General features: G+C 51.6%; 14 protein-coding genes and 6 tRNA genes. 5 read left to right on the top strand and 15 right to left on the bottom strand.

All coding sequences use genetic code 11. From position 1 onward, the window contains the following. Positions 1-64 precede the first annotated feature (64 nt). From rpoC to LZ24_RS09245, 15 genes are all read right to left on the bottom strand, one after another. Positions 65-4,468, bottom strand: coding sequence for a DNA-directed RNA polymerase subunit beta' (gene rpoC / locus LZ24_RS09315; RefSeq protein ID WP_144684823.1), 4,404 nt, complete (start codon positions 4,466-4,468; stop codon positions 65-67). Positions 4,469-4,481: 13 nt separating this feature from the next. After that, positions 4,482-8,582, bottom strand: coding sequence for a DNA-directed RNA polymerase subunit beta (gene rpoB, locus LZ24_RS09310; protein WP_144684821.1), 4,101 nt, complete (start codon positions 8,580-8,582; stop codon positions 4,482-4,484). A 123-nt stretch (positions 8,583-8,705) separates the two neighbouring features. Next, positions 8,706-9,086 (bottom strand): 50S ribosomal protein L7/L12, encoded by a 381-nt coding sequence (gene rplL, locus LZ24_RS09305; RefSeq protein WP_144684819.1) that lies wholly within the window; start codon positions 9,084-9,086, stop codon positions 8,706-8,708. A gap of 77 nt (positions 9,087-9,163) precedes the next feature. After that, entirely contained in the window at positions 9,164-9,685 is a 522-nt protein-coding gene (rplJ, locus tag LZ24_RS09300; RefSeq protein ID WP_144684817.1) for a 50S ribosomal protein L10, read from the bottom strand. A 208-nt stretch (positions 9,686-9,893) separates the two neighbouring features. Then, complete coding sequence (rplA, locus tag LZ24_RS09295; RefSeq protein ID WP_144684815.1) at positions 9,894-10,586, bottom strand: 50S ribosomal protein L1; 693 nt, start codon at positions 10,584-10,586, stop codon at positions 9,894-9,896. An 18-nt stretch (positions 10,587-10,604) separates the two neighbouring features. Beyond that, positions 10,605-11,030 (bottom strand): 50S ribosomal protein L11, encoded by a 426-nt coding sequence (gene rplK, locus LZ24_RS09290; protein ID WP_139448057.1) that lies wholly within the window; start codon positions 11,028-11,030, stop codon positions 10,605-10,607. A gap of 22 nt (positions 11,031-11,052) precedes the next feature. Next, the gene (gene nusG, locus LZ24_RS09285) at positions 11,053-11,583 is read right to left on the bottom strand and encodes a transcription termination/antitermination protein NusG (RefSeq protein WP_144684813.1); all 531 of its coding nucleotides are present in this window, start codon (positions 11,581-11,583) and stop codon (positions 11,053-11,055) included. 13 nt (positions 11,584-11,596) lie between these two features. Continuing rightward, positions 11,597-11,989, bottom strand: coding sequence for a preprotein translocase subunit SecE (gene secE / locus LZ24_RS09280; protein WP_144684811.1), 393 nt, complete (start codon positions 11,987-11,989; stop codon positions 11,597-11,599). Positions 11,990-12,042: 53 nt separating this feature from the next. Next, a tRNA-Trp gene (locus LZ24_RS09275) sits at positions 12,043-12,119 on the bottom strand. 61 nt (positions 12,120-12,180) lie between these two features. After that, positions 12,181-12,330 (bottom strand): 50S ribosomal protein L33, encoded by a 150-nt coding sequence (gene rpmG, locus LZ24_RS09270; RefSeq protein ID WP_144684809.1) that lies wholly within the window; start codon positions 12,328-12,330, stop codon positions 12,181-12,183. A gap of 15 nt (positions 12,331-12,345) precedes the next feature. Further along, positions 12,346-13,539: an elongation factor Tu gene (gene tuf / locus LZ24_RS09265; protein WP_144684807.1), complete on the bottom strand. Its 1,194-nt coding sequence runs from the start codon at positions 13,537-13,539 to the stop codon at positions 12,346-12,348. 113 nt (positions 13,540-13,652) lie between these two features. Further along, positions 13,653-13,729 (bottom strand) — tRNA-Thr (locus tag LZ24_RS09260). A gap of 50 nt (positions 13,730-13,779) precedes the next feature. Beyond that, a tRNA-Gly gene (locus LZ24_RS09255) sits at positions 13,780-13,855 on the bottom strand. A 110-nt stretch (positions 13,856-13,965) separates the two neighbouring features. Then, positions 13,966-14,050 (bottom strand) — tRNA-Tyr (locus LZ24_RS09250). 11 nt (positions 14,051-14,061) lie between these two features. Further along, positions 14,062-14,138 (bottom strand) — tRNA-Thr (locus LZ24_RS09245). A 683-nt stretch (positions 14,139-14,821) separates the two neighbouring features. Between LZ24_RS09245 and LZ24_RS09240 the strand changes: the two genes are divergently transcribed. The 5 genes from LZ24_RS09240 to LZ24_RS09220 all read left to right on the top strand — a co-directional run bounded on the left by LZ24_RS09240 (position 14,822) and on the right by LZ24_RS09220 (position 22,101). Beyond that, on the top strand, positions 14,822-16,525 hold the full coding sequence (locus tag LZ24_RS09240; protein WP_186443037.1) for a lytic transglycosylase: 1,704 nt from the start codon (positions 14,822-14,824) through the stop codon (positions 16,523-16,525). Between the two features lie 81 nt (positions 16,526-16,606). Next, positions 16,607-16,681 (top strand) — tRNA-Arg (locus LZ24_RS09235). A 107-nt stretch (positions 16,682-16,788) separates the two neighbouring features. Then, positions 16,789-18,048, top strand: a complete 1,260-nt coding sequence (locus tag LZ24_RS09230) for a peptidase U32 family protein (RefSeq protein WP_144684803.1) — start codon at positions 16,789-16,791, stop codon at positions 18,046-18,048. Positions 18,049-18,285: 237 nt separating this feature from the next. Then, positions 18,286-21,570 (top strand): hybrid sensor histidine kinase/response regulator, encoded by a 3,285-nt coding sequence (locus LZ24_RS09225; RefSeq protein ID WP_144684801.1) that lies wholly within the window; start codon positions 18,286-18,288, stop codon positions 21,568-21,570. 75 nt (positions 21,571-21,645) lie between these two features. Then, entirely contained in the window at positions 21,646-22,101 is a 456-nt protein-coding gene (locus LZ24_RS09220; RefSeq protein WP_144684799.1) for a chemotaxis protein CheW, read from the top strand. Positions 22,102-22,162 lie beyond the last annotated feature (61 nt).

Here is a 22,162-nt window from a genome sequence, read left to right as displayed (position 1 = left end):
GGACCCTAATACCATTACGACAAAATGTTTATTTTTATACATACATATCCGACTTGTCAATAACCTATTCTTCTTCTGCCGGGGCAATAATGTCTTCAAGGACCTTGATCTCCAGCCCCCGGTACTCTTCAACCCCCGTACCTGCAGGAATAAGACGACCCATGATCACATTTTCCTTTAAGCCCCGAAGGTCATCAATTTTGGCCCGGATGGCAGCCTCCGTAAGGACTTTCGTGGTTTCCTGGAAGGAAGCGGCAGAAATAAAACTCTCTGTGGCAAGGGAGGCCTTGGTAATCCCCAGAATCAGAGGCTCACCCTGGGCAGGACTCCCACCCTTGGCAACAACGTCCCGGTTTACCCGTTCAAAAATCTTCCGGTCAACACTTTCCTCAAGTATAAAGTCCGTATCTCCGACCTCCACAATCTTGACCATACGCATCATCTGGCGCACGATAACCTCAATGTGCTTGTCATGGATACGCACCCCCTGAAGGCGGTAAACCTCCTGGACCTCATCCACCACATAGGCAGCCAGCGCAATCTCACCCTTAATATTCAGGATGTCCTGGGGGTTGACCGATCCGCCACAAAGCTGCTCACCGGCCCGCACATAATCTCCGTCATATACGTTAAGGTGCTTGCCTCTGGGAATCAGGTATTCACACTTTTCCCCCACATCCACAGGCTTGATGCTTACCTTCTGCTTGCCCTTGGTTCCCTTGGAAATGGACACATATCCGTCGATTTCACTGAGGACGGCGGTTTCCTTGGGCTTTCTTACCTCAAAGAGCTCTGCTACGCGGGGAAGACCCCCTGTGATATCCTTGGTTTTTGTGGTGGCACGGGGGAGCTTGGCCAGAATATCACCGGCGCGGACCTCATCCCCTTCCTCAACCATAAGAACCGCACCAATGGGCAGAAAATAACGTGCCATGCCGGAGCCTGTGGACAGAACTGCCGTTTTCCCGCTCTCATCCCGGATGGAAATGCGGGGACGGATATCCGCAAGCTTGGATTCGATGATCGTCCGGCTGGCCTTACCCGTTACGGGGTCTACCTGCTCCTGCATGGTCTTGCCGGAGTAAATATCCGAATACTTGACCACCCCGTCCACTTCCGTGATGATGGGTGTTGTGAAGGGGTCCCATACGGCCAGCATGTCACCGGATTTTACCCGCTGACCGTCCTCAACCCTTACCGTTGCGCCATAAATCACCCGATGCCGCTCCAGCTCACGGCCCGTATCCCCCATGATGGCAAATTCACCACCACGACGGTTCATGACCACCGTATTGCCCTCGGCATTGGTAACCACCTGAATGCCGTCAAAACGGACAGTCCCTTCCATACGGGCCTTAAGGTCCGCCTGCTCCACGCGCCTGGAGGCGGTGCCACCAATGTGAAAAGTACGCATGGTGAGCTGGGTACCCGGCTCACCGATACTCTGGGCGGCAATAATTCCCACGGCCTGCCCCACTTCCACGGGAAGCCCGTAGGCCAGATCCCGGCCATAGCAGCGGGCGCAGACCCCCCTTTCCGCCCGGCAGGTAAGGACGGAACGGATTTTCACAGCATTAATACCTGCATTCTCAATAATTTCAAGAACCTTCTCATCGATTTCAACGTTGGAAGGAACAAGGGTCTCATCGGTAAAGGGGTCCAGAATATCCTCAAGGGTTACACGACCCAGCACCCTTTCCCCAAGGCGCTGAATAATCTCCCCGCCTTCTGTCAGGGCATGCACTTCAATGCCGCTTACGGAGCCGCAGTCCGTCTCCGTAACGGCACAGTCCTGCGCCACATCGGCAAGGCGGCGGGTAAGGTATCCGGAGTTTGCCGTCTTCAGGGCCGTATCCGCAAGGCCTTTACGGGCGCCATGGGTGGAGATGAAGTACTGGAGCACCGTAAGCCCTTCACGGAAATTGGCCGTAATGGGTGTCTCAATAATTTCACCCGAGGGCTTGGCCATCAGCCCGCGCATCCCTGCCAGCTGCCTCATCTGATCCTTGGAGCCACGGGCACCGGAATCCGCCATCATGAAAATGGCGTTCATGCGGTCTACGGTTCCCTCTTCCGCATGTTCATGACGCTTGGTTTTTTTCATGACTTCCATCATGGAGTTGGCAATATCATCGGTTCCCCTTGCCCAGATATCCACAACCTTGTTGTATTTTTCACCCTGGGTAATCAGACCTTCGGTGTACTGGCGGTTAATCTCGGCAACCTTGTCCTCGGCATCCCTGAGGATATCCCATTTATTCTCGGGAATAATCATGTCATCAATGCCAACGGAAAGTCCACCTTTAGTGGAGATGCTGTAACCCAGATCCTTCAGCCGGTCCGCAAGAATAACCGTTCCCTTGGGCCCAAGGTTTCTGTAGGCATAATCCACAAGTTTCCGGATCGTTCCCTTATCCATGACCTTGTTCACAACGGAAAAGGGAATCTCCATCTGCCTCTCGACCACTTCAAAAAAGTGATACTGCCCCCCCTCTTCCATGACAGAAGACAGGGTGCCGGGTTCCATGGCAAAAAGCTGCTGTACCTCAGGCCCCTTCATACCGAAAATGCGGGTAAACTCCTTGGGATCCAGAAAGCCGATATAAGCATTGTGGTAAACATCGGCACTCTTGGAGTACTGCTGGGCAACCTCCGTAAACCGTGTGCCTGCCGTCAGAGCCTTCTGTACCATATCCCGGTCTTCTTCGCTGGTCACCATGATATGGTTGAAACTGGAAACCATGGCATCGGGAATCAATTCCCAGAGCAGTACCCGCCCCGTGGTCGTCTCCACCCGGCTGCCGTCTTTCATGCGCACCAGAATGGAGGCATGCATGGAAATCTCGCCGGCATCATAAGCCTGCCGAACCTCCGTCACGCTGGCAAAACGGGAGCCTTCCCCCTTCACCCCCTCAATCTTCTGGGTCAGGTAATAAAGGCCAAGAACAATGTCCTGGGTAGGTACAATAATGGGCTCACCATTGGCTGGGCTCAGGATATTGTTACTGGCCAGCATCAGCACCCTGGCCTCAATATGGGCCTCCACAGAAAGGGGCAGATGCACAGCCATCTGGTCACCGTCAAAGTCGGCGTTAAAAGCCGTACACACCAGAGGATGCAGACGGATGGCCTTGCCCTCAATCAGTACGGGCTCAAAGGCCTGCAGGCCCAGCCGATGCAGCGTCGGAGCACGGTTCAGCATCACCGGATACTCCTTGACCACCTCGTCCAGGGTATCCCAGACCTCAGGCGTTTCCCTTTCCACCATCTTTTTGGCGCTCTTGACCGTGGAAACCAGCCCCTTCTGCTCCAGATGGTGATAAATAAAAGGTTTGAAAAGCTCCAGAGCCATTTTTTTAGGTATGCCGCACTGGTGCAGGCGAAGACTGGGACCGACCACAATAACGGAGCGGCCGGAATAGTCCACACGCTTACCCAGAAGGTTCTGACGGAAACGGCCCTGCTTACCCTTGAGGGTATCCGAGAGGGATTTTAATGCCCTCTTGTTGGTACCCGTGACCACCCGGCCATGGCGCCCATTATCAAAGAGAACGTCCACAGACTCCTGAAGCATGCGCTTTTCATTACGGACAATGATATCCGGTGCTTTCAGATCCATAAGACGCTTAAGGCGATTGTTCCGGTTGATAACCCTCCGGTACAGATCGTTCAGATCCGAGGTGGCAAAACGGCCGCCTTCCAAGGGCACAAGGGGACGCAGATCCGGAGGCAGCACAGGCACGGTTTCCATAATCATCCAGACAGGGCTTACGCCTGAATTCCGGAAAGCATCCACAATGCGCAGCCGCTTGGACAGTTTCTGCCGCTTGGCCACGGATGTCGTTGCTGAAATGTCCTCCCTGAGCTGGTGATAAATGGTTTCCATATCCATGGTTTCCAGCAGACGCTGGATGGCCTCAGCACCGATTCCCGCCTCAAAAGCCCCTTCTCCATAAAGATCCAGGGACTCATAATATTTTTCATCGGAAAGAAGCTGAAGCCTTGAAAGCCCAGTATTTTTGGGATCAATCACCACATAGGAATCAAAATAAAGAACCTTTTCCAGGTTCTTCAGGGTGATATCCAGAAGGTTACCGATCTTGCTGGGCAGGCTCTTGAGAAACCAGATATGGGCCACGGGACAGGCCAGCTCAATGTGCGCCATACGGTCCCTGCGCACCTTGGACTGAATGACCTCTACGCCGCATTTTTCACAGACAACACCCCTGTGCTTCATGCGTTTGTACTTACCGCAGTTACACTCGTAGTCTTTGGTAGGTCCAAAGATTTTGGCGCAGAACAGACCATCCCTCTCCGGCTTGAAAGTCCGGTAATTGATGGTTTCCGGCTTGGTTATCTCACCAAAGGACCAGTCACGGATCGTCTGGGAAGAAGCGAGGGAAATCTGAACTCCCGAATATTTCCTCGGGTCCGTCGGCTTGGCAAAAAAATCATACAGAGTTTCCAAGTATCCCTCCTCCTTATTCACCTTCGATCAGGTTGACATCAAGCCCCAGTGCCTGCAATTCCTTAATCAGTACCCGGAAAGATTCCGGCAGGCCGGGTTCCAGAACGTTCTGACCCTTGACAATTTTTTCATACATGCGGGTTCGTCCTGCCATATCGTCGGACTTGACCGTTATAAATTCCTGCAGCGCGTGGGCGGCACCATAAGCTTCCATGGCCCAGACCTCCATCTCCCCAAGACGCTGCCCGCCGAACTGGGCCTTACCGCCCAGGGGCTGCTGGGTCACAAGGGAGTAGGGCCCGATGGAACGGGCATGGAGCTTGTCGTCAACCAGATGATGCAATTTAAGCATGTACATGGTTCCTACGGTAATGGGACCGTCAAAGGCCTCTCCCGTACGACCGTCATAGAGGGTTGCCTGACCTGAGACGCTTACCCCGGCCTCTTCCAGCAGGGCCTTGATCTCCACCTCCTGGGCACCATCAAAAACCGGCGTTGCCATGTGCACACCCCTTCTGTAGCGGCCTGCAAGGCTGATCAGATTTTTGTCATCGGACTCTTTAATGCCTTCTTCCATCTCCGGCTGGGACTTAAAAATACGGCCCAGCTTCTCACGCAGGGCATCGCTGTCCTTTTTGCGAATCATTTCATCCAGCTGCTGGCCCAGACAGCGGGCCGCCCTGCCCAGATGAATCTCCAGAATCTGCCCGACGTTCATACGGGAAGGCACACCCAGTGGATTGAGAACCATATCCACACAGCTCCCGTCTTCAAAATAAGGCAGGTCTTCCACCGGCAGAATACGGGAAACAACCCCTTTATTTCCATGCCGTCCGGCCATCTTGTCCCCCACAGACAGGATGCGCTTGATGGCCACATAGATTTTAATCATCTTAATCACACCGGGGGGCAGATCATCACCCTTTTCATAGCGGCTCACCTGCTCTTCAAAAACCTGACGGGAATTATCTATTTCACTGCGCCAGAGGTCTATCACCCCATGTACACGCTCCGTAACAGCAGCATCTTCCAGAATAAGTCCTTCCAACTGAGAAACGGAAAATCCTTCAAGACTGGCTGAATCCAGAACAGAACCAGCTGACAGCAGGGTCTTTTTCGCCTTGCGCAGATCACTCTGCACGGTCTGCCCCATGAGAAGGGCATGGATTCTCTGCAATGCCGCCTCCTCTATAACGGCAATGCGCTCGTCCCTGTCCTTTTCATACTGATGGATTTCTGCGTCCTCAATGCTTCGGGTTCGCTCGTCCTTGTCCACACCGCGCCGGGAAAAGACCTTGGCATCAATGACAATCCCCTCAACACCCGGAGGAACCCGCAGGGAAGTATCTTTTACATCTCCGGCTTTTTCACCAAAAATGGCCCTGAGAAGCTTCTCCTCGGGAGAAAGCTGGGTTTCCCCCTTGGGGGTAATTTTACCCACAAGGATATCTCCCGGCACCACCTCCGCACCAAGGCGGATAATTCCCGAGTCATCCAGATCCTTCAAGGCCTCTTCACCCACATTGGGAATATCCCGGGTAATTTCTTCCTTGCCAAGCTTGGTATCCCGGGCCACCACCTCAAATTCCTCAATATGAACAGAGGTGAAAACACCATCCTGCACCAGACGCTCACTGAGCAGAATGGAGTCCTCAAAGTTATATCCACCCCATGGCATGAAGGCCACCGTCACATTTTTACCCAGAGCCAGCTCCCCCTGCTCCGTGGACGGGCCATCGGCAAGAACCTGACCCTTCACAACCCTTTCCCCCAATCCGACGATGGGCCGGTGATTGAAACAGGTATTCTGATTGGAACGGGTAAACTTGGACAGGGTATAAATGCTTACCTGATTATCGAGGGATTCCCCTTCTTCCAGCTCATGGCGGATAACAATGCGGGAGGCATCCACATTCACAACCACACCATCCCGCCTGCAGACAATGGCAACACCGGAATCCCTGGCCACAACCCCCTCAATGCCGGTTCCCACAAGGGGGGCTTCCGTCCGGGTCAGGGGAACGGCCTGCCGCTGCATGTTGGACCCCATGAGAGCCCTGTTGGCGTCGTCATTTTCAAGGAAGGGAATCAAAGAGGCAGACACACTCACCAGCTGATTGGGAGAAATATCCATCATTTCCACTTCACCTGCGGGGACCATCTGGAATTCACCGGCAATACGGGCCGTCACAAGGGGATTCACATAGCGGCCATCCTCACCCACAATGGCATTGGCCTGGGCAATGGGGTGATCTTTTTCCTCAAAGGCGGACAGCATGCGCACATCCGTTGAGACCAGTCCTTCACGAACCGTACGATAAGGTGTTTCAATAAATCCGAAATCATTGACCCTCGCATAGGTACACAGAGAAACGATCAGGCCGATGTTGGGACCTTCCGGCGTTTCAATGGGACAAATTCGGCCATAATGTGAAGGATGGACGTCACGGACCTCAAAGCCCGCACGTTCACGGGTCAGACCGCCGGGTCCAAGGGCGGAAAGGCGGCGCTTATGTGTGGTTTCGGAAAGGGGATTGGTCTGGTCCATGAACTGGGAAAGCTGACTGGTTCCGAAAAACTCCTTCACCACCGCAGATACGGGCTTGGGATTCACCAGATCATGGGGCATGAGGGTATCCACCTCCTGCATGCTCATGCGCTCCTTAATGGCCCGCTCCATGCGCACAAGACCAATACGGTACTGATTTTCCAGAAGCTCACCAACGGCCCGCACGCGGCGGTTGCCAAGGTGATCGATGTCATCCACCACCCCCTGGGTATCCCGCAGCTCCACCAGGGTTCTAGCAGTCAGCAGAATATCTTCCTTACGCAGAGTACGCACATCAATGTGGGTATTGATACCCAGACGATGATTCATCTTAAGGCGGCCCACGCCGGAGAAATCATAATAGGCGGCTTTAAAAAAGAGATGGTCAATGAACTCCAAAGCCACTTCGGGCGTGGCCGGATTTCCTGGCCTCAGCCTCCGGTAAATTTCTACAAGGGCTTCTTCCCTGGATGTGGTTTTATCTGCCATGAGGGTTTTGCGGATACAATCGGCACTGTAGTTGGCGTCCACAAAAAGAAGTTCGAATTCCCGGACACCACTCTCCTGCATGCGGCCAAGGATTTCTTCTTCAAGGATGTCACCGGCTTTAACAATCAGCTCACCCGTTTCAGGGTCCAGAATATCTGCGGCCACACCCCGGTCAATCAGCTCTTCCGCGTTGACCTTCAGTTCCGTAACTCCCAGGGTGCGGAGCTGACGTATGGCTCTTTTGGTAAAGAAGCGGCCTTTGCGCACAATCACTTCGCCGGTTTCAGGATCCAGAACATCTTCACTGGCCCGCTGTCCCTTAAGGCTCTGTTCATTAAAGGCCTTAAAATATTCCTCACCACGGACTTCGATGCGCTCTTTCAGGTAGAAATAGGCCAGAAGATCTTCGTTGGTATACCCAAAGGCCTTGAAAAGGATGGTCACAGGGAATTTACGGCGGCGGTCGATGCGGATATACACAATATCCTTTGGATCGATTTCCATATCAATCCAGGAGCCGCGCACGGGTATTACCCTTGCCGTGTAGATAATTTTTCCGCTGGAATGGGTCTTTCCCTTGTCATGGTCAAAGAAAACACCACTGGAACGATGCAGCTGACTGACCACAACACGCTCGGTACCATTCACAATGAAGGTTCCCCGAGGCGTCATCAGGGGCACGGTCCCAAAATAGATTTCCTGCTCTTTGATATCCCTTATGGTTACGGTACCCGCATCTTTATCCACGTCATAGACGACAAGACGAACCCGGATACGTACAGAAATTTCATAGGTCATTCCACGGTGGATGCACTCGCTTACGGAATGCTTCACCTCACCGAAATCATAGGACACAAACTCCAGTGATGCGGTTCCCGTGAAATCCTTGATTGGGAAAACAGATTTAAAGACCGCCTGCAGACCGATGTCCCGACGTTGATCCGGCGTCACATCCATTTGAAGGAATCTCTCATAAGATTCCCGCTGCATCCCGATCAGATCCGGGATATCAATAATGGTGTGCTTTCCGCCGAAACGCTTTCTCACACGCTTGTTGGCCAGAGGGCTTCCGGACATGGCTTCTCCCCGATTGCTTACGCAACAGCGGAACAAGTCCGCGAGCCAAGGCCCACGGACTTAATTCCGCAACAGCGTTTATGTGAACGGATGGTGAAAACGACAGGACAAGACAGGAATCGACTACTTAAGTTCAACCTTTGCACCGGCTTCTTCAAGCTGTGCCTTGAACTTTTCTGCTTCTTCCTTGGCAATACCTTCTTTGACGGGAGCAGGTGTACCTTCAACAAGATCCTTGGCTTCTTTGAGTCCAAGACCTGTAATGGCACGTACCTCCTTGATAACGTTGATCTTCTTGTCTCCTGCAGCCACAAGAACAACGTCAAATTCGGTTTTTTCCTCGACGGGAGCCGCAGCAGCACCGGCAGGCATGGCAGCCATGGCAACGGGGGCAGCAGCAGATACGCCAAATTTCTCTTCAAGTTCCTTAACGAGCTCGGAAAGCTCAAGAACTGTCATGTTTGCAATAAAATCGATTACATCCTGTTTGGTAATTTCAGCCATGGATCAAGCCTCCAAAAAACAAGCGTTTTTATAGTAAATAATGATAATAATAAACGATCTGCCTGCATGCCAAAATATCAGGCAGCTTCTTTCTGATCTTTGATGGCCGTCAGGACATTCACAAGACCATTGGGAACAGCATTGATAACGCGGACAAAGCCGGTAGGCACTGCAATCATCGCTGAGAGTACCTGTGCCAGCAGCTCTTCCCGGCTGGGAAGTTCAGACAGGGCCTTAAGGTCGGCAGCTCCCAAGGGCTTACCTTCCAGAACTCCCGCACGGATTTCCAGCTTGTCATTGGCTTCAGCAAACTTGGTAAGAACCTTTGCAGGAAGAACCGGATCCGTTGCACTGAAACATATGGCACTGGGCCCTTTAAAGTGATCCCGTATGATATCTGCGCTGGTTCCTTCCGAGGCTCGCCTCAGAAGAGTATTTTTCACGACCTGGATATCTGCACCAGCTTCCCGGAGATCCCGTCTGAGACGAGAAAACTGCTCTACGTTCAGCCCTTTATAATCCGCAATAATGGCAATCTGTGCACTGGCGAGACCTTCGTGCAGTTTCTGCACAAGCGCTTCTTTTTCGGACAGCTTCATTTCCTAACACCCCCTTTCTTTTAAATTTGCATGGAGGTGCCGGCCAAACCCAAACATCATCTGTCTCGGTAGGTCGGCAGCGCCGTTTACACACTCCATGTGTACCTACTGTCTCTGACAGCACCGGAAAATTTCCGGTTTATGTGAAAAAGCAGGGAGGACACAGAGCCTCCCCCCCATTTGATTCACCTGAATTCAGACAGTTTTTTTACTTCAAAGTAAGGGTATCCACCTTCACACCCCTGCCCATGGTTGTTGAAACAGCCATGCCCCGAATATAGGCTCCCTTGGCTGCGGAAGGCTTGAGTTTTATGATGCTGTCCAGAAATGCACGGATATTTTCTTCCAGCTTTTCAGGACCAAAGGACTTTTTACCCATGGGAGCATGAACAATGCCCGCCTTTTCTACCCTGAAGTCAATTTTACCCGCTTTCAGTTCATCAACCGCCCGGGCAACATCAAAGGTCACTGTACCGGTTTTGGCGTTGGGCATCAGGCCTCTGGGGCCAAGGAGCTTACCAATTCTGCCCACAACACCCATGGTATCCGGCGTAGCTACGGCTTTATCAAAATCAAACCAGCCGCCCTGAATTTTTTCCACAAGATCTTCAAGACCTACATAATCCGCGCCTGCTTCTTCAGCCTCTTTGGCTTTTTCGCCTCTGGCAAAAACCAGTACCCGGACTTCCTTACCAAGACCATTGGGCAGAATGCAGGTACCACGGACCATCTGATCCGCATGCCGGGGGTCAACCCCAAGGCGCACGGCAACATCCACACTCTCATCAAATTTCACATACGTGGCTTCAAGGGCAAGCTCAATGCCTTCCCGCAAACCTAATTTTGCCGTGAAATCATGTCCTTTGCCCGTTTCCAGATATTTCTTACCGCGCTTCGGCATTTTTTCCGACTCCTTATTTTACTGAACAATCTCGATACCGATGCTTCTGGCAGTACCGGAAATGATCTTCACAGCGGTATCCAGGTCATAGGCGTTGAGATCCGGCATCTTGAGCCTGGCGATTTCTTCAACCTCATTCCGGCTGATTTTTGCCACTTTGTTCAGCTTCGGATTGCTGGAACCCGAAGCAATTTTTGCGGCCTTTTTCAGGAGTACGGACGCAGGAGGCGTCTTGGTGATAAAGGTAAACGTACGATCCTGATATACTGTAATCACAACAGGAATAATCATGCCCGCATCATTCTGCGTACGCGCATTAAAGGCCTTACAGAAATCCATTATATTTACGCCATGCTGCCCCAGAGCCGGACCGATGGGGGGAGAAGGGTTCGCTTTCCCCGCAGAAACCTGGAGCTTGATTTGCGCCATCACTTTTTTTGCCATCTTGGTCTGTACTCCTTACACCTTAAAGCTTGGTAACCTGTACGAACTCCAGCTCAACGGGAGTCGATCGGCCAAAAATACTTACAAAGACCTTGATCTTCCCTTTTTCCGGATTGACTTCTTCAACGGTACCGTTAAAGTTTGTGAAGGGTCCGTCAATCACCCGAATTTCATCGCCGGGTTCAAAATGATATTTTGGCTGAGGCTTCTGTTTGCCTGCTTCCATCCGCCGAAGAATCTGATCCACTTCAGCATCGGTAATGGGTGCCGGCTTATCTCTGCCACCAAGAAACCCCGTTACCTTACCCGTATCCTTCACAAGATGCCAGGTGTGATCGGTCAGGGCCATCTGCACCAAAATATAACCGGGGTAAAACTTCCGGGAAGATTCTTTTCGCTCCCCCTTTACCAACTCCACCACTGTTTCCGTAGGAACGATGATCTCACCAAAGTAATCCTTCAGGGGGGAGCTTGCGATCCGTTCTTCCAGAGAGCGTTTTACCTTACCCTCGAATCCCGAATACACATGTACAACATACCATCTTTTAACCATATCCCCCCCATAATCACCAATTCAAAGCCAGCCGAACCAGACGGGTGAGGACAGCATCGGCAACCCCTAGAAAAAAAGACAATATAAGCACAAGAACAATCACAACTCCGGTAGAAGCCAGAGCCTGCTGCCTGGATGGCCACACAACCTTAGAAAGTTCCGCACGGGCCTCCTGAAAAAATTCAAGCCCCTTGGTTACAGCCGTTTTCTTATCAGGCCTTGCAACCGAGCGGCTTCCGTGAGGTGTTTTGGATGCTTTGTCTGCCTGGGATATGCTGATCTCACCAGATTTGTGGGGTTTTACGCTTTCAGATGGGGACTCAGCATTTTCATCCTGACTAGCCTTTAACTTCAGCTTTTTTTTCTGAACCTGCTTATCTGTTTTCTTTTTTAATAAGCGTCCCATAACACCTTGCCCCGTTTTCAGCTATGATCAAACCAAGCTTCATGTTTTTGATTTGGCAGGCCAGGAGGGACTCGAACCCCCAGCCTACGGATTTGGAGTCCGCCGCTCTACCAATTGGAGCTACTGGCCTGCATAAAAGACCTGCCGACCGACAATGCTGCCGACAGGTCTTTACTATCATCAAAAAAGAGCTACTTGGTTTCTCTGTGCTTGGTGTGATGCTTGCAGAATCTGCAATATTTACTGAACTCCAGCTTATCCGGAGTGGTCCGCTTATTCTTGGTCGTAGTATAGTTGCGCTGTTTGCAATCGGTGCAGCTCAGCGTTACAATGACTCTCACCGGACTCTCCTTGAATTAGGCAACGATTTCAGAAACAACACCCGCACCAACGGTACGGCCACCTTCACGAATAGCAAAACGAAGTTCTTTTTCCATGGCGATGGGAGCAATCAGCTCGGCTGTAATGGTCACATTATCGCCAGGCATAATCATCTCAACACCTTCCGGCAGATTCATAATACCGGTAACGTCTGTGGTACGGAAGAAGAACTGGGGACGATATCCGCTGAAAAACGGCGTATGGCGCCCACCTTCCTCCTTGGAAAGGATGTAAACCTCGGCCTGGAACTTGGTGTGGGGAGTAATGCTGCCGGGCTTGGCAACAACCTGACCACGCTCTACCTCATCACGCTTGGTACCACGAAGAAGGAGACCCACGTTATCACCGGCACGACCCTCATCCAGAAGCTTGCGGAACATCTCAACACCGGTACATACGGTCTTGATGGTCTCACGAAGACCAACAATCTCAACGTTATCACCGGGCTTGATAATGCCACGCTCAATACGACCGGTAACAACGGTACCGCGGCCGGAAATGGAAAACACGTCTTCCACGGGCATCAGGAAAGTCTTGTCCACATCCCGCTCAGGCTCAGGAATATAACTGTCTACTGCATCCAGAAGATTCCAGATAGGCTTGCAGTCCTCAGAATCCGGATCATCGGATTCCAGTGCCTTCAGGGCAGAGCCACGGATAATCGGAGTATCACTTCCGGGGAAATCATACTTGTCCAGAAGCTCCTGAAGCTCCATCTCCACCAGCTCGATCAGCTCTTCGTCATCCACCATGTCGCACTTGTTCAGAAAGACAACGATACGGGGAACACCTACCTGACGTGCAAGAAGGATATGCTCACGGGTCTGAGGCATGGGACCATCGCTGGCGGAAACCACAAGAATGGCACCATCCATCTGGGCTGCACCCGTAATCATGTTTTTGATATAATCCGCATGACCCGGGCAGTCCACATGGGCATAGTGACGGTTAACGGACTCATACTCCACATGGGAGGTTGAAATGGTAATACCGCGCTCGCGCTCTTCGGGAGCCTTGTCGATATTATCATAATCCACTTTCTGACCCAGACCTTTTGCTGCACAGGTCTTGGTGATCGCTGCCGTCAGGGTAGTCTTGCCGTGGTCGATATGCCCAATGGTCCCGACGTTCACATGCGGCTTCGTGCGCTCAAATTTTGCCTTAGCCATTGATTCGCCTCCTAAAAAAACCTGCTTGATCGTTTTCTCCGAAGGATTGCGTCCGCCTCTTCACACGACGTCGGACCCACTCGAAAAACCTCAAATAGAAAATAAGCAATAAATGGAGCCCATGACCAGAATCGAACTGGTGAACCTCATCCTTACCAAGGATGCGCTCTACCGGCTGAGCTACATGGGCACACTTTATTGCCTTCAAAACATCAGACAAAAAAATCTGACGAATTTAACTGGAGCGGGAGACGAGGTTCGAACTCGCGACGTTCAGCTTGGAAGGCTGATGCTCTACCAACTGAGCTACTCCCGCCAGAAGGTTCAAAAAAGAACCACTCTTTTGTTTTGCAGGCAGCCATGTAGTACAATTGCGATTTCATTGCAAGCATTATTTGCAAAAAATCTTCTACAAGACCGTTAAGATGGTGGTGGGGGGAGGATTTGAACCTCCGAAGGCTTGGCCGGCAGATTTACAGTCTGCTCCCTTTGACCACTCGGGAACCCCACCGTCTTTTTTTTTGGAGCCAACGAAGGGATTCGAACCCCCGACCCGCTGATTACAAGTCAGCCGCTCTGGCCAGCTGAGCTACGTTGGCCCTTAAAGACAACTTCTCCTTCTAAACGAATCCCCCTGCATTTGACAAGCTTTTTTTTAAAAAAAGATAAAAAAAGCATCTGCCCGGACTCCCCACCACCATTAATATACACCCTTTTTTTCAAACCCTTTCCCGGACAAAAATACTCCGGCGCACACTGCAGAAATGCGTCATCACATGAGGCACAAAACATTATTTTTCCAAAACCAGAAAGACACCTGTTACAGAAAACATAATTCTTCATTGACACAGACAAGCAGCTTGCGTTAGTTTTTTTATGCTTGCTGAATACTACAGGCAGATGCAAAACAAGCCAGATATTGTGGACACCTTTTTATATTGTGTACATTACTGCCTTATTTCAAAGAATTAACCTCAAACCACATGATTTCCAAAACTATAAACCAACCTGAAATTACTGTGGGACATCAAAAATGAATTTCTGCAGTGAATCAGGACAACCTTTTTCTAGAACTTTAAAAAAGCATAAACATATCAGATATTGAAAACTAACAAACTGATTACTATACACTTTTGTCTTGCATTTTTATAACACCGGCCCTTTTCTGCAAAATCATCCGGTCGGCACTGCCGCAAAAATTCTTATACGAGGTTCTCCCAGCATGAAACGTCTCATCCTTTGCCTATTCTGTTCCAGCCTTTTTTTTTCCGGTTGTGCATCTTTGCATCATGCACAGGACAACAGCAAGGATCCCCTTCAGCAGAACCAGCACAACCATGAAGCCGCCCGGAAACTTGTTGCGCAGGAGAAAAAAGTCACCCTGCCCCCCACCGATCCCACCCGCTCTGCTTCTCCTGAGCTGAAGGGGACAACAACGTCCTTTGATCAGGCTCTGGATTTTTATGACGCTGCCAATGAATTCTGGAAAGCCGGGGAATATGATGCAGCCCTCGAATCCCTGGACCAGGCCTACGCCATCATCATTCGGACAGAAAGCCTGACCGCTGAAGACCTCCAGCAAAGAGATGACATCCGACTGACCATTGCACGCCGCATCCAGGAAATTTATTCTTCCCAGACAATCGGAGTACAAGGCAAACAGAGCGCTATACAGATCCCCGACAATGACTATGTTCAAAAGGAAATCGACCGCTTTACAGGCAGGGAACGGGCTTTTTTTGAACGCTCCTACCGACGTTCCGGGATGTATATGGACATGATCCTTGAAAAAATCCATGCCGCAGGTCTTCCCGAAGAGCTGGCCTGGCTTCCGCTTATTGAATCAGGGTTTCAGGTAAAAGCCCTTTCCAGCGCCCGGGCACTGGGACTATGGCAGTTCATCCCTTCCACAGGTGTTCGCTTTGGACTCAAAAGGGATCTCCTCATTGATGAACGCATGGACCCTGAAAAGGCTACCGACGCCGCCATTGCCTATCTTACGGAACTTCACCGCCTCTTTGGGGACTGGCCAACGGTACTGGCCGCCTACAATTGCGGTGAAGGCCGCGTCCTCCGAACCATCCGAAGCCAGAACGTCAATTACCTTGACAATTTTTGGGATCTTTATACTAGACTTCCCAGAGAAACAGCCCAGTACGTTCCCCGTTTCCTCGCCACAGTACATATTATTCAAAACATGGAAAAATACGGTTTCGATCCCAGCGATCTCTACAGCCCTCCCTCCTTTGAAACCGTCTCCGTTGAACGCCAGGTATCCCTGCAGGCCATTGCATCTGCAACGGGTATATCTCTGGAGAATCTGAGAAACCTGAACCCGGAACTCCGCTATGACCTGCTGCCCAACGCAACCTATGCACTGAAAATACCCCAGGGCTATACAGACCACTTCCTGGCCTCCATAGAATCCATTGATGAAGCAAGCCCCCCCCAGAGAGCCCATCTTTATCACAGAGTCATGCCTGGAGAGGCTCTGTCAACCATTGCTGCGCGTTACAGGGTATCCGTACGGCATCTGATGCAGGAAAATAATATCAGGAGAGCCGACCTCATCCGTGCAGGGGAAGTCATCAAGGTGCCGGCCAGCGCTTCAATGGCGCAGACAGTCTCCCCCAGCAGGAATATCACGCCATCTTCCCAGCAGCGCCAGACCCTGACCTACACGGTACAACGGGGAGACACACTCTGGCACCTGTCCAGAAGATTCAACCTTTCAGAAAATGACATTATAACCGCAAACCAGCTTCCAAACGCCAATCTCCAGATCGGCCAGCGCCTGCGGATCCCCGGAGCGGCGCAACAGGTAAAAACCATCGACTCCCAGCGCCAGGCATACAGGGTGAAGGCCGGAGACACCCCCTCCACCATAGCACTAAGACACAATATGCCCCTGCAACGCTTTCTTCAGATAAACAACCTGAACAGACAAAGCACCATCTACCCGGGACAGCAGCTTTTTATTGAGTAAGACACAAAGAACAGGGCAAGGACTCTCCATTTTCCTTGCAGAATAAAAAAAAATTAGCTATATGCTCCAGGGTTTTAACGTGCCCCCGTAGCTCAGTGGATAGAGCATAGGATTCCTAATCCTTGAGCGCAGGTTCGATTCCTGCCGGGGGCACCACCTTTCCACACAACCCAGCGACACCTCTGAAATCTTCTGGAAACAGGGAGCCATACAGCCCCGGACAATCCATTTTGGCAAAGCCCCTACAGGAAAAACCTGCACCCATGAGCAAGCACACCCATCGATCAAAGCTTCCCGTTGAACTGCTTGCGCCTGCCGGAAACATGGAAAAACTGGAAATTGCACTGGCCTACGGGGCGGATGCCGTTTATCTTGGAGGACAAAATTTCTCCTTAAGAAATTTTTCCGACAATTTTTCCATACCTGAAATCAAAGAAGCGGTTCGTCTGGCCCACCATCTGAATGCAAAGGTTTATGTTACATGCAACATCTTTCCCAGAAGCCATGAACTATCGGAACTGAAAGCCTACCTCAGGGACCTCTCTTCCTGTGGCCCCGATGCCCTGATCGTGGCAGACCCCGGTGTCCTTCTGCTTGCACGGGAAACCGTCCCACACATTCCGCTCCACCTGAGCACCCAGGCCAACACCACCAATGTGGCAGCCCTGAAATTCTGGGCAAAGCAGGGTATCCGCCGAATCAATGGGGCCAGAGAGCTTTCCATGGAAGAAATCAAGGCCCTCTGTCAGGAAAATATTGAGGTGGAATGTTTTATCCATGGTGCCATGTGCATTGCCTATTCAGGCCGCTGTCTTCTGAGTAGTTGCATGGCAGACAGAGACAGCAACCGTGGCCACTGCGCCCACCCCTGCCGCTGGAGTTATTCCGTGGTTGAAGCCAAAAGACCCGGCCATTACTTCCCTCTGCTGGAAGACCAGAGGGGCAGCTATATTTTTAATTCCAAAGACCTGTGCATGATTGCCCACCTGCCGGAAATGATTGCCGCAGGCGTCTCCTCCTTCAAAATAGAAGGACGGATGAAGAGTATCCATTATCTGGCTGTGACCACAGGCGTCTACAGGGAAGCACTGGATCTTTTTTTTAAAAATCCTGCGGCATACAAAGAAGACCCTTCATGGTTCAGGCGCCTGAACAGTCTCCACCACCGGGGATATGGCACGGGCTTCTACCTGAATAAACCCCAGGACATCCAGCCCGATGTCCACAATACGGAAGGGAAAAGTCCCAAAGCCCTTTTTGTGGGCAAAATCCTCTCCGACGGGCAGTCCGGCAGCCATGCCCTTGTCTGCCGTAACCGTTTTGTCACAGGAGATGTTGTTGAGGTTCTCCACCCCGGAGCCCCCCCCTCCACGGACCGCATTGTCTGCATCAAAGAAGCAGACACCCCGGTCTCCGTAGCACGCCCCAATACAAGGCTTCAGGTCACCCTTGAAAATGATCACAGGGCCCTGAGTCTGATCCGAATTCCCGAAGAACCCTTGCCAAATGCCTCTGCATACTGATATACTTTCCTGCAATGAATCAAACAGATGTTCTCCTTGCCTTAAAAATCTGATCCTTATTAGATTTTCTGATTGACTTTAAGAATGGGAAACCGGAATATTTTTAAAGGAATGTAAGGACCGTATCCAAAAGCCTTTACAGATATTTTCTCATCCCTCCCCAGCCCCGTACCCCGAATCCCCGTGCCCACAGGCAGGGGATCAGAAACCTGGATCCGTTATACCCGGAGGCGCACCATGATCTTTGAAGATGACGAAACCTTGCGCATGTATGTGGAAGAATCCCTGGAACACCTTTCAGATATCGAAAATGATCTCCTGGCCATTGAATCCCAGGGGGCCGACATTGATGAAGATCTGGTCAACAACGTCTTCCGGGCGGCACACTCCATCAAAGGAGGTGCTGGATTCATGGGCCTTGGAACCATCAAAGATCTTTCCCACAACCTTGAGAGCATTCTGGGACTGGTTCGCAGCCATGAGATGGTGCCCACACCAGAGATTATTTCCGTTCTTTTGCAGGCCTTTGACCGGCTCAGGGAACTGATACAGGACGTGGAAACCAGCAACAGTGTCAATATTGATACCCTTCTTCAGGCCCTGATAGCCATCACCGAAGGCTCTCTTCCTGAAGCGGAGAAAAAAACCGTGAGTGAAAAAGTATTCATACAGCATCCCGTGGGACAGGCGCGCATGGAAGCCTCCCGTTTTGATCTGGATCAGGCCTTCAAACACGGCAAGTTCCTCTATCTTCTGGAATTTGATATGCTTCAGGATATCCAGAAAAAAAACAAAACCCCTCTGGATGTGATTACTTCCCTCCTGAACAGCGGTATCATCCTGGATTCTAAAATTGACTTTGACGCCGTAGGCACACTGGAGGATGATTTTCCAAGAAGAATTCCCTTCCTCATCCTTTTCGCCTCCATCATAGAGCCGGATATGGCCTCCATTCTGGTGGATCTCGACCCGGAATACGTTCACCATATCCCGCCGGAAGCCACCACGGAAAGTGGCGGAACTGAATCACCGGTTGCCGCAGACCGCCCCGCAGCTCCCACGGCGCCTCCGGAAAAACCCGCAGTCAAGACAGTCGAAAAACCGGCACCCGCCATGCCTGCTCCGGCCCCCCCCCTGCCCGAACCGAAGCCGGAACCAGCAGTCAGCCCCCCTGCTGCTGCCGCGCTGCCGCCACAGGAACCGGCCTACGCTTCCACGGCTGCTTCCTGGTCTTCGGGAAACACAGATGATCCGGATGATGAGATCTCTGACAGCGCCAGTAAAAATGACAAGCAGAAAAGTCAGGCCTCCCTGAGGGTGAATGTCAATCTTCTGGATACCCTCATGACCCTTGCGGGGGAACTGGTGCTCAGCCGCAACCAGCTGACCCAGGGCATTGCCACCAGCAGCTCCCAGGCCATTGAGGCCGCAGGCCAGCGCATCGACATGATCACCTCCGAACTTCAGGAGGCCATCATGCGGACCCGCATGCAGCCCATTGCCAATGTTTTCAATAAATTCACCCGCATTGTAAGGGATCTCTCCAAGTCCCTGCACAAGGAAATCAACCTGAAGATTGAAGGCAAGGAAGTTGAGCTGGATAAAACCATTATCGAGGCCATCAATGATCCTTTGACCCATCTGGTGAGAAATTCCGTTGACCATGGCATAGAAACTCCGGATATCCGCCAGCGCAGTGGCAAGCCCAGAGTCGGCACCATCCGGCTCAAGGCCTTCCATGAAGCCGGTCAGGTCAATATAGAAATTGAAGATGACGGCAAGGGCCTTGACCCTGAAGCCATATCAAAATCCGCCTTTTCCAAGGGCCTGATTTCTGAACAGGACATCCAGACCCTGTCTGCCAAGGAAAAAATCAATCTGATTTTTCTTCCCGGTTTTTCCACGGCCCAGCAGGTTACCGATGTATCGGGCCGCGGGGTGGGCATGGATGTGGTGAAAACCAACCTGGACCGCCTTGGCGGTATTGTGGATATTGATTCCAAAGTAGGTTCGGGCACCATCATCCGCATCAAGCTTCCCCTGACCCTTGCCATCATTCCCAGCCAGATTATTTCCGTGGGCAAAGAGCGCTACGCCATTCCCCAGGTCAACCTCAATGAACTGCTGCGCATACCCGCAGCCCAAGTAAAGGAGCGCATAGAAAAGGTCGGCAAAGCCGCTGTGGTCCGCCTCCGCGGAACCCTGCTGCCCCTTCTGGATCTGTCCGATGTCCTTGGCATTAAAAAAACATACATTGACCCCGAAACCGGGGAAGAAAAAGAAGACAGAAGGGTCAACATTGCCGACCGCAGATCCGCCCAACTGGATGGCGGCAGGGAAAAGGTATTAAAAAAAGAAGATAAAGCCCCCAGAAAACAGGAAGACCGTCGGTTCAGGGCCGACAGTGCCATCAATATCGCCGTGGTTTCCACGGGCACCTTCCGTTACGGTCTTGTGGTGGACCAGCTGAGGGATTCCGAAGAGATTGTTGTAAAACCCCTTGGCCGCCATCTGAAGGACTGCAAAGGGTATGCAGGTGCCACCATCATGGGAGATGGCCGCGTTGCCCTGATCCTCGATGTGGCATCCCTTGCGGAAATGGCAGACCTTTCCTCCAGCGGCGCCTCCAAAACCCTTGCCCATGCAGAAAAAGAACTCATCGAAAGTACCCAGAGACAGGAAGACAAGGCATCCCTGCTTCTTTTCCGCAATGCGGAAACGGAACAGTTCGGCGTTCCCCTCAATCTTGTGGAACGCATTGAACGCATTAAGTCCACGGACATCGAATATGTCGGTGGCAAGCGGGTTGTGCAGTACAGGGGAGGTTCCCTGCCCCTGCACGAGCTGGGCGAAGTGGCCAATATCCAGCCCCTTCCCGAAAGGGAACAGGTGGAAGTCATTGTATTTAAATTTACAGGCAGGGAAATCGGCCTGATGGTCAGCCCGCCCGTGGATGCCGTAGAAGCCACCCTGAATGTGGATGCCAGCACACTGAAACAGCCGGGTATCATGGGTTCCATGATCATCGGCGGACGGACCACCCTGATGGTGGACATCTTTGGCGTTGTAAAAACCCTCAATCCGGAATGGTTTACGGGACTTTCTGCCACGGCACCCGTTCTGGACAGCAATGGTCAGATGCAGGGTGGCGTCAAAATTCTCTTTGCCGAAGATTCCGCATTTTTCAGAAATCAGGTCACAAGCTTCCTGACGGAAGACGGATATGAGGTTCTTGTTGCAGAAGACGGAGTGGAGGCTTTCTCCCTTCTGGAGACCCATGTCGATGAAATTGGACTTGTGCTCACGGACCTTGAAATGCCCAATATGGATGGATTTGAGCTGACCCGTAAAATAAAGGGAGATTCCCGTTTCTCCCATCTTACGGTCATTGCCCTCACCTCCCTTGCCGGTGAAGAGGATATCATCAAAGGACAGGCTGCGGGCATAGACGACTACCAGATCAAACTGGACCGGGAAAAACTGCTCATATCCATACGGGATACCATGGCAAGTATTGTATGAGCCCATTTTCGGGGGGCAGGGAAAATCCTTTGCCCCCGAAAATTCCTGTCCGGTCCCATTGTAAGGAAAACACCCATGCAAAAACAGGCTGAAAAAAACACCCAGGAAAACCGTTTACTTGAGCTGGCAACCTTTTATATCGGAGATGCCCTCTGCGGCATTGACATTCTGAGGATTCAGGAAATCAATAAGCTCACGGAAGTCACCACCGTGCCCCAGGCTGCGGACTATGTGCAGGGTGTGCTGAATCTCAGGGGCCGCATTGTCACCATCATTGATCTGGGCATCAAGCTGGGACTTTCCTCCGTTGAACCCGGAAAAGATAACCGCAATATCATTGTGGATTTCAAGGATGAGCAGGTAGGCCTCCTTGTGGACAGCATCAGTGATGTTCTGCTGGCCGAGTCTTCCCGCATCGAACCTCCACCCTCCAACATCGGCGGCGTGCAGGGACGTTTTTTCCATGGGGTCTTTAAAACAGAAAAAAAACTCATCGGACTTCTGGATATCAATGCCGTACTGGAAGACTAAGCATCTGGCCTTTCTTCAGGAAAGACGGACCAGACAATCCGCCGTACTCCTTCTCACCTCT

Source organism: Desulfobotulus alkaliphilus, assembly GCF_007830435.1.
GTDB lineage: Bacteria > Desulfobacterota > Desulfobacteria > Desulfobacterales > ASO4-4 > Desulfobotulus > Desulfobotulus alkaliphilus.
Note: the sequence above shows the minus strand (reverse complement) of the source record. Positions and strands in the feature narration are given on the sequence as shown.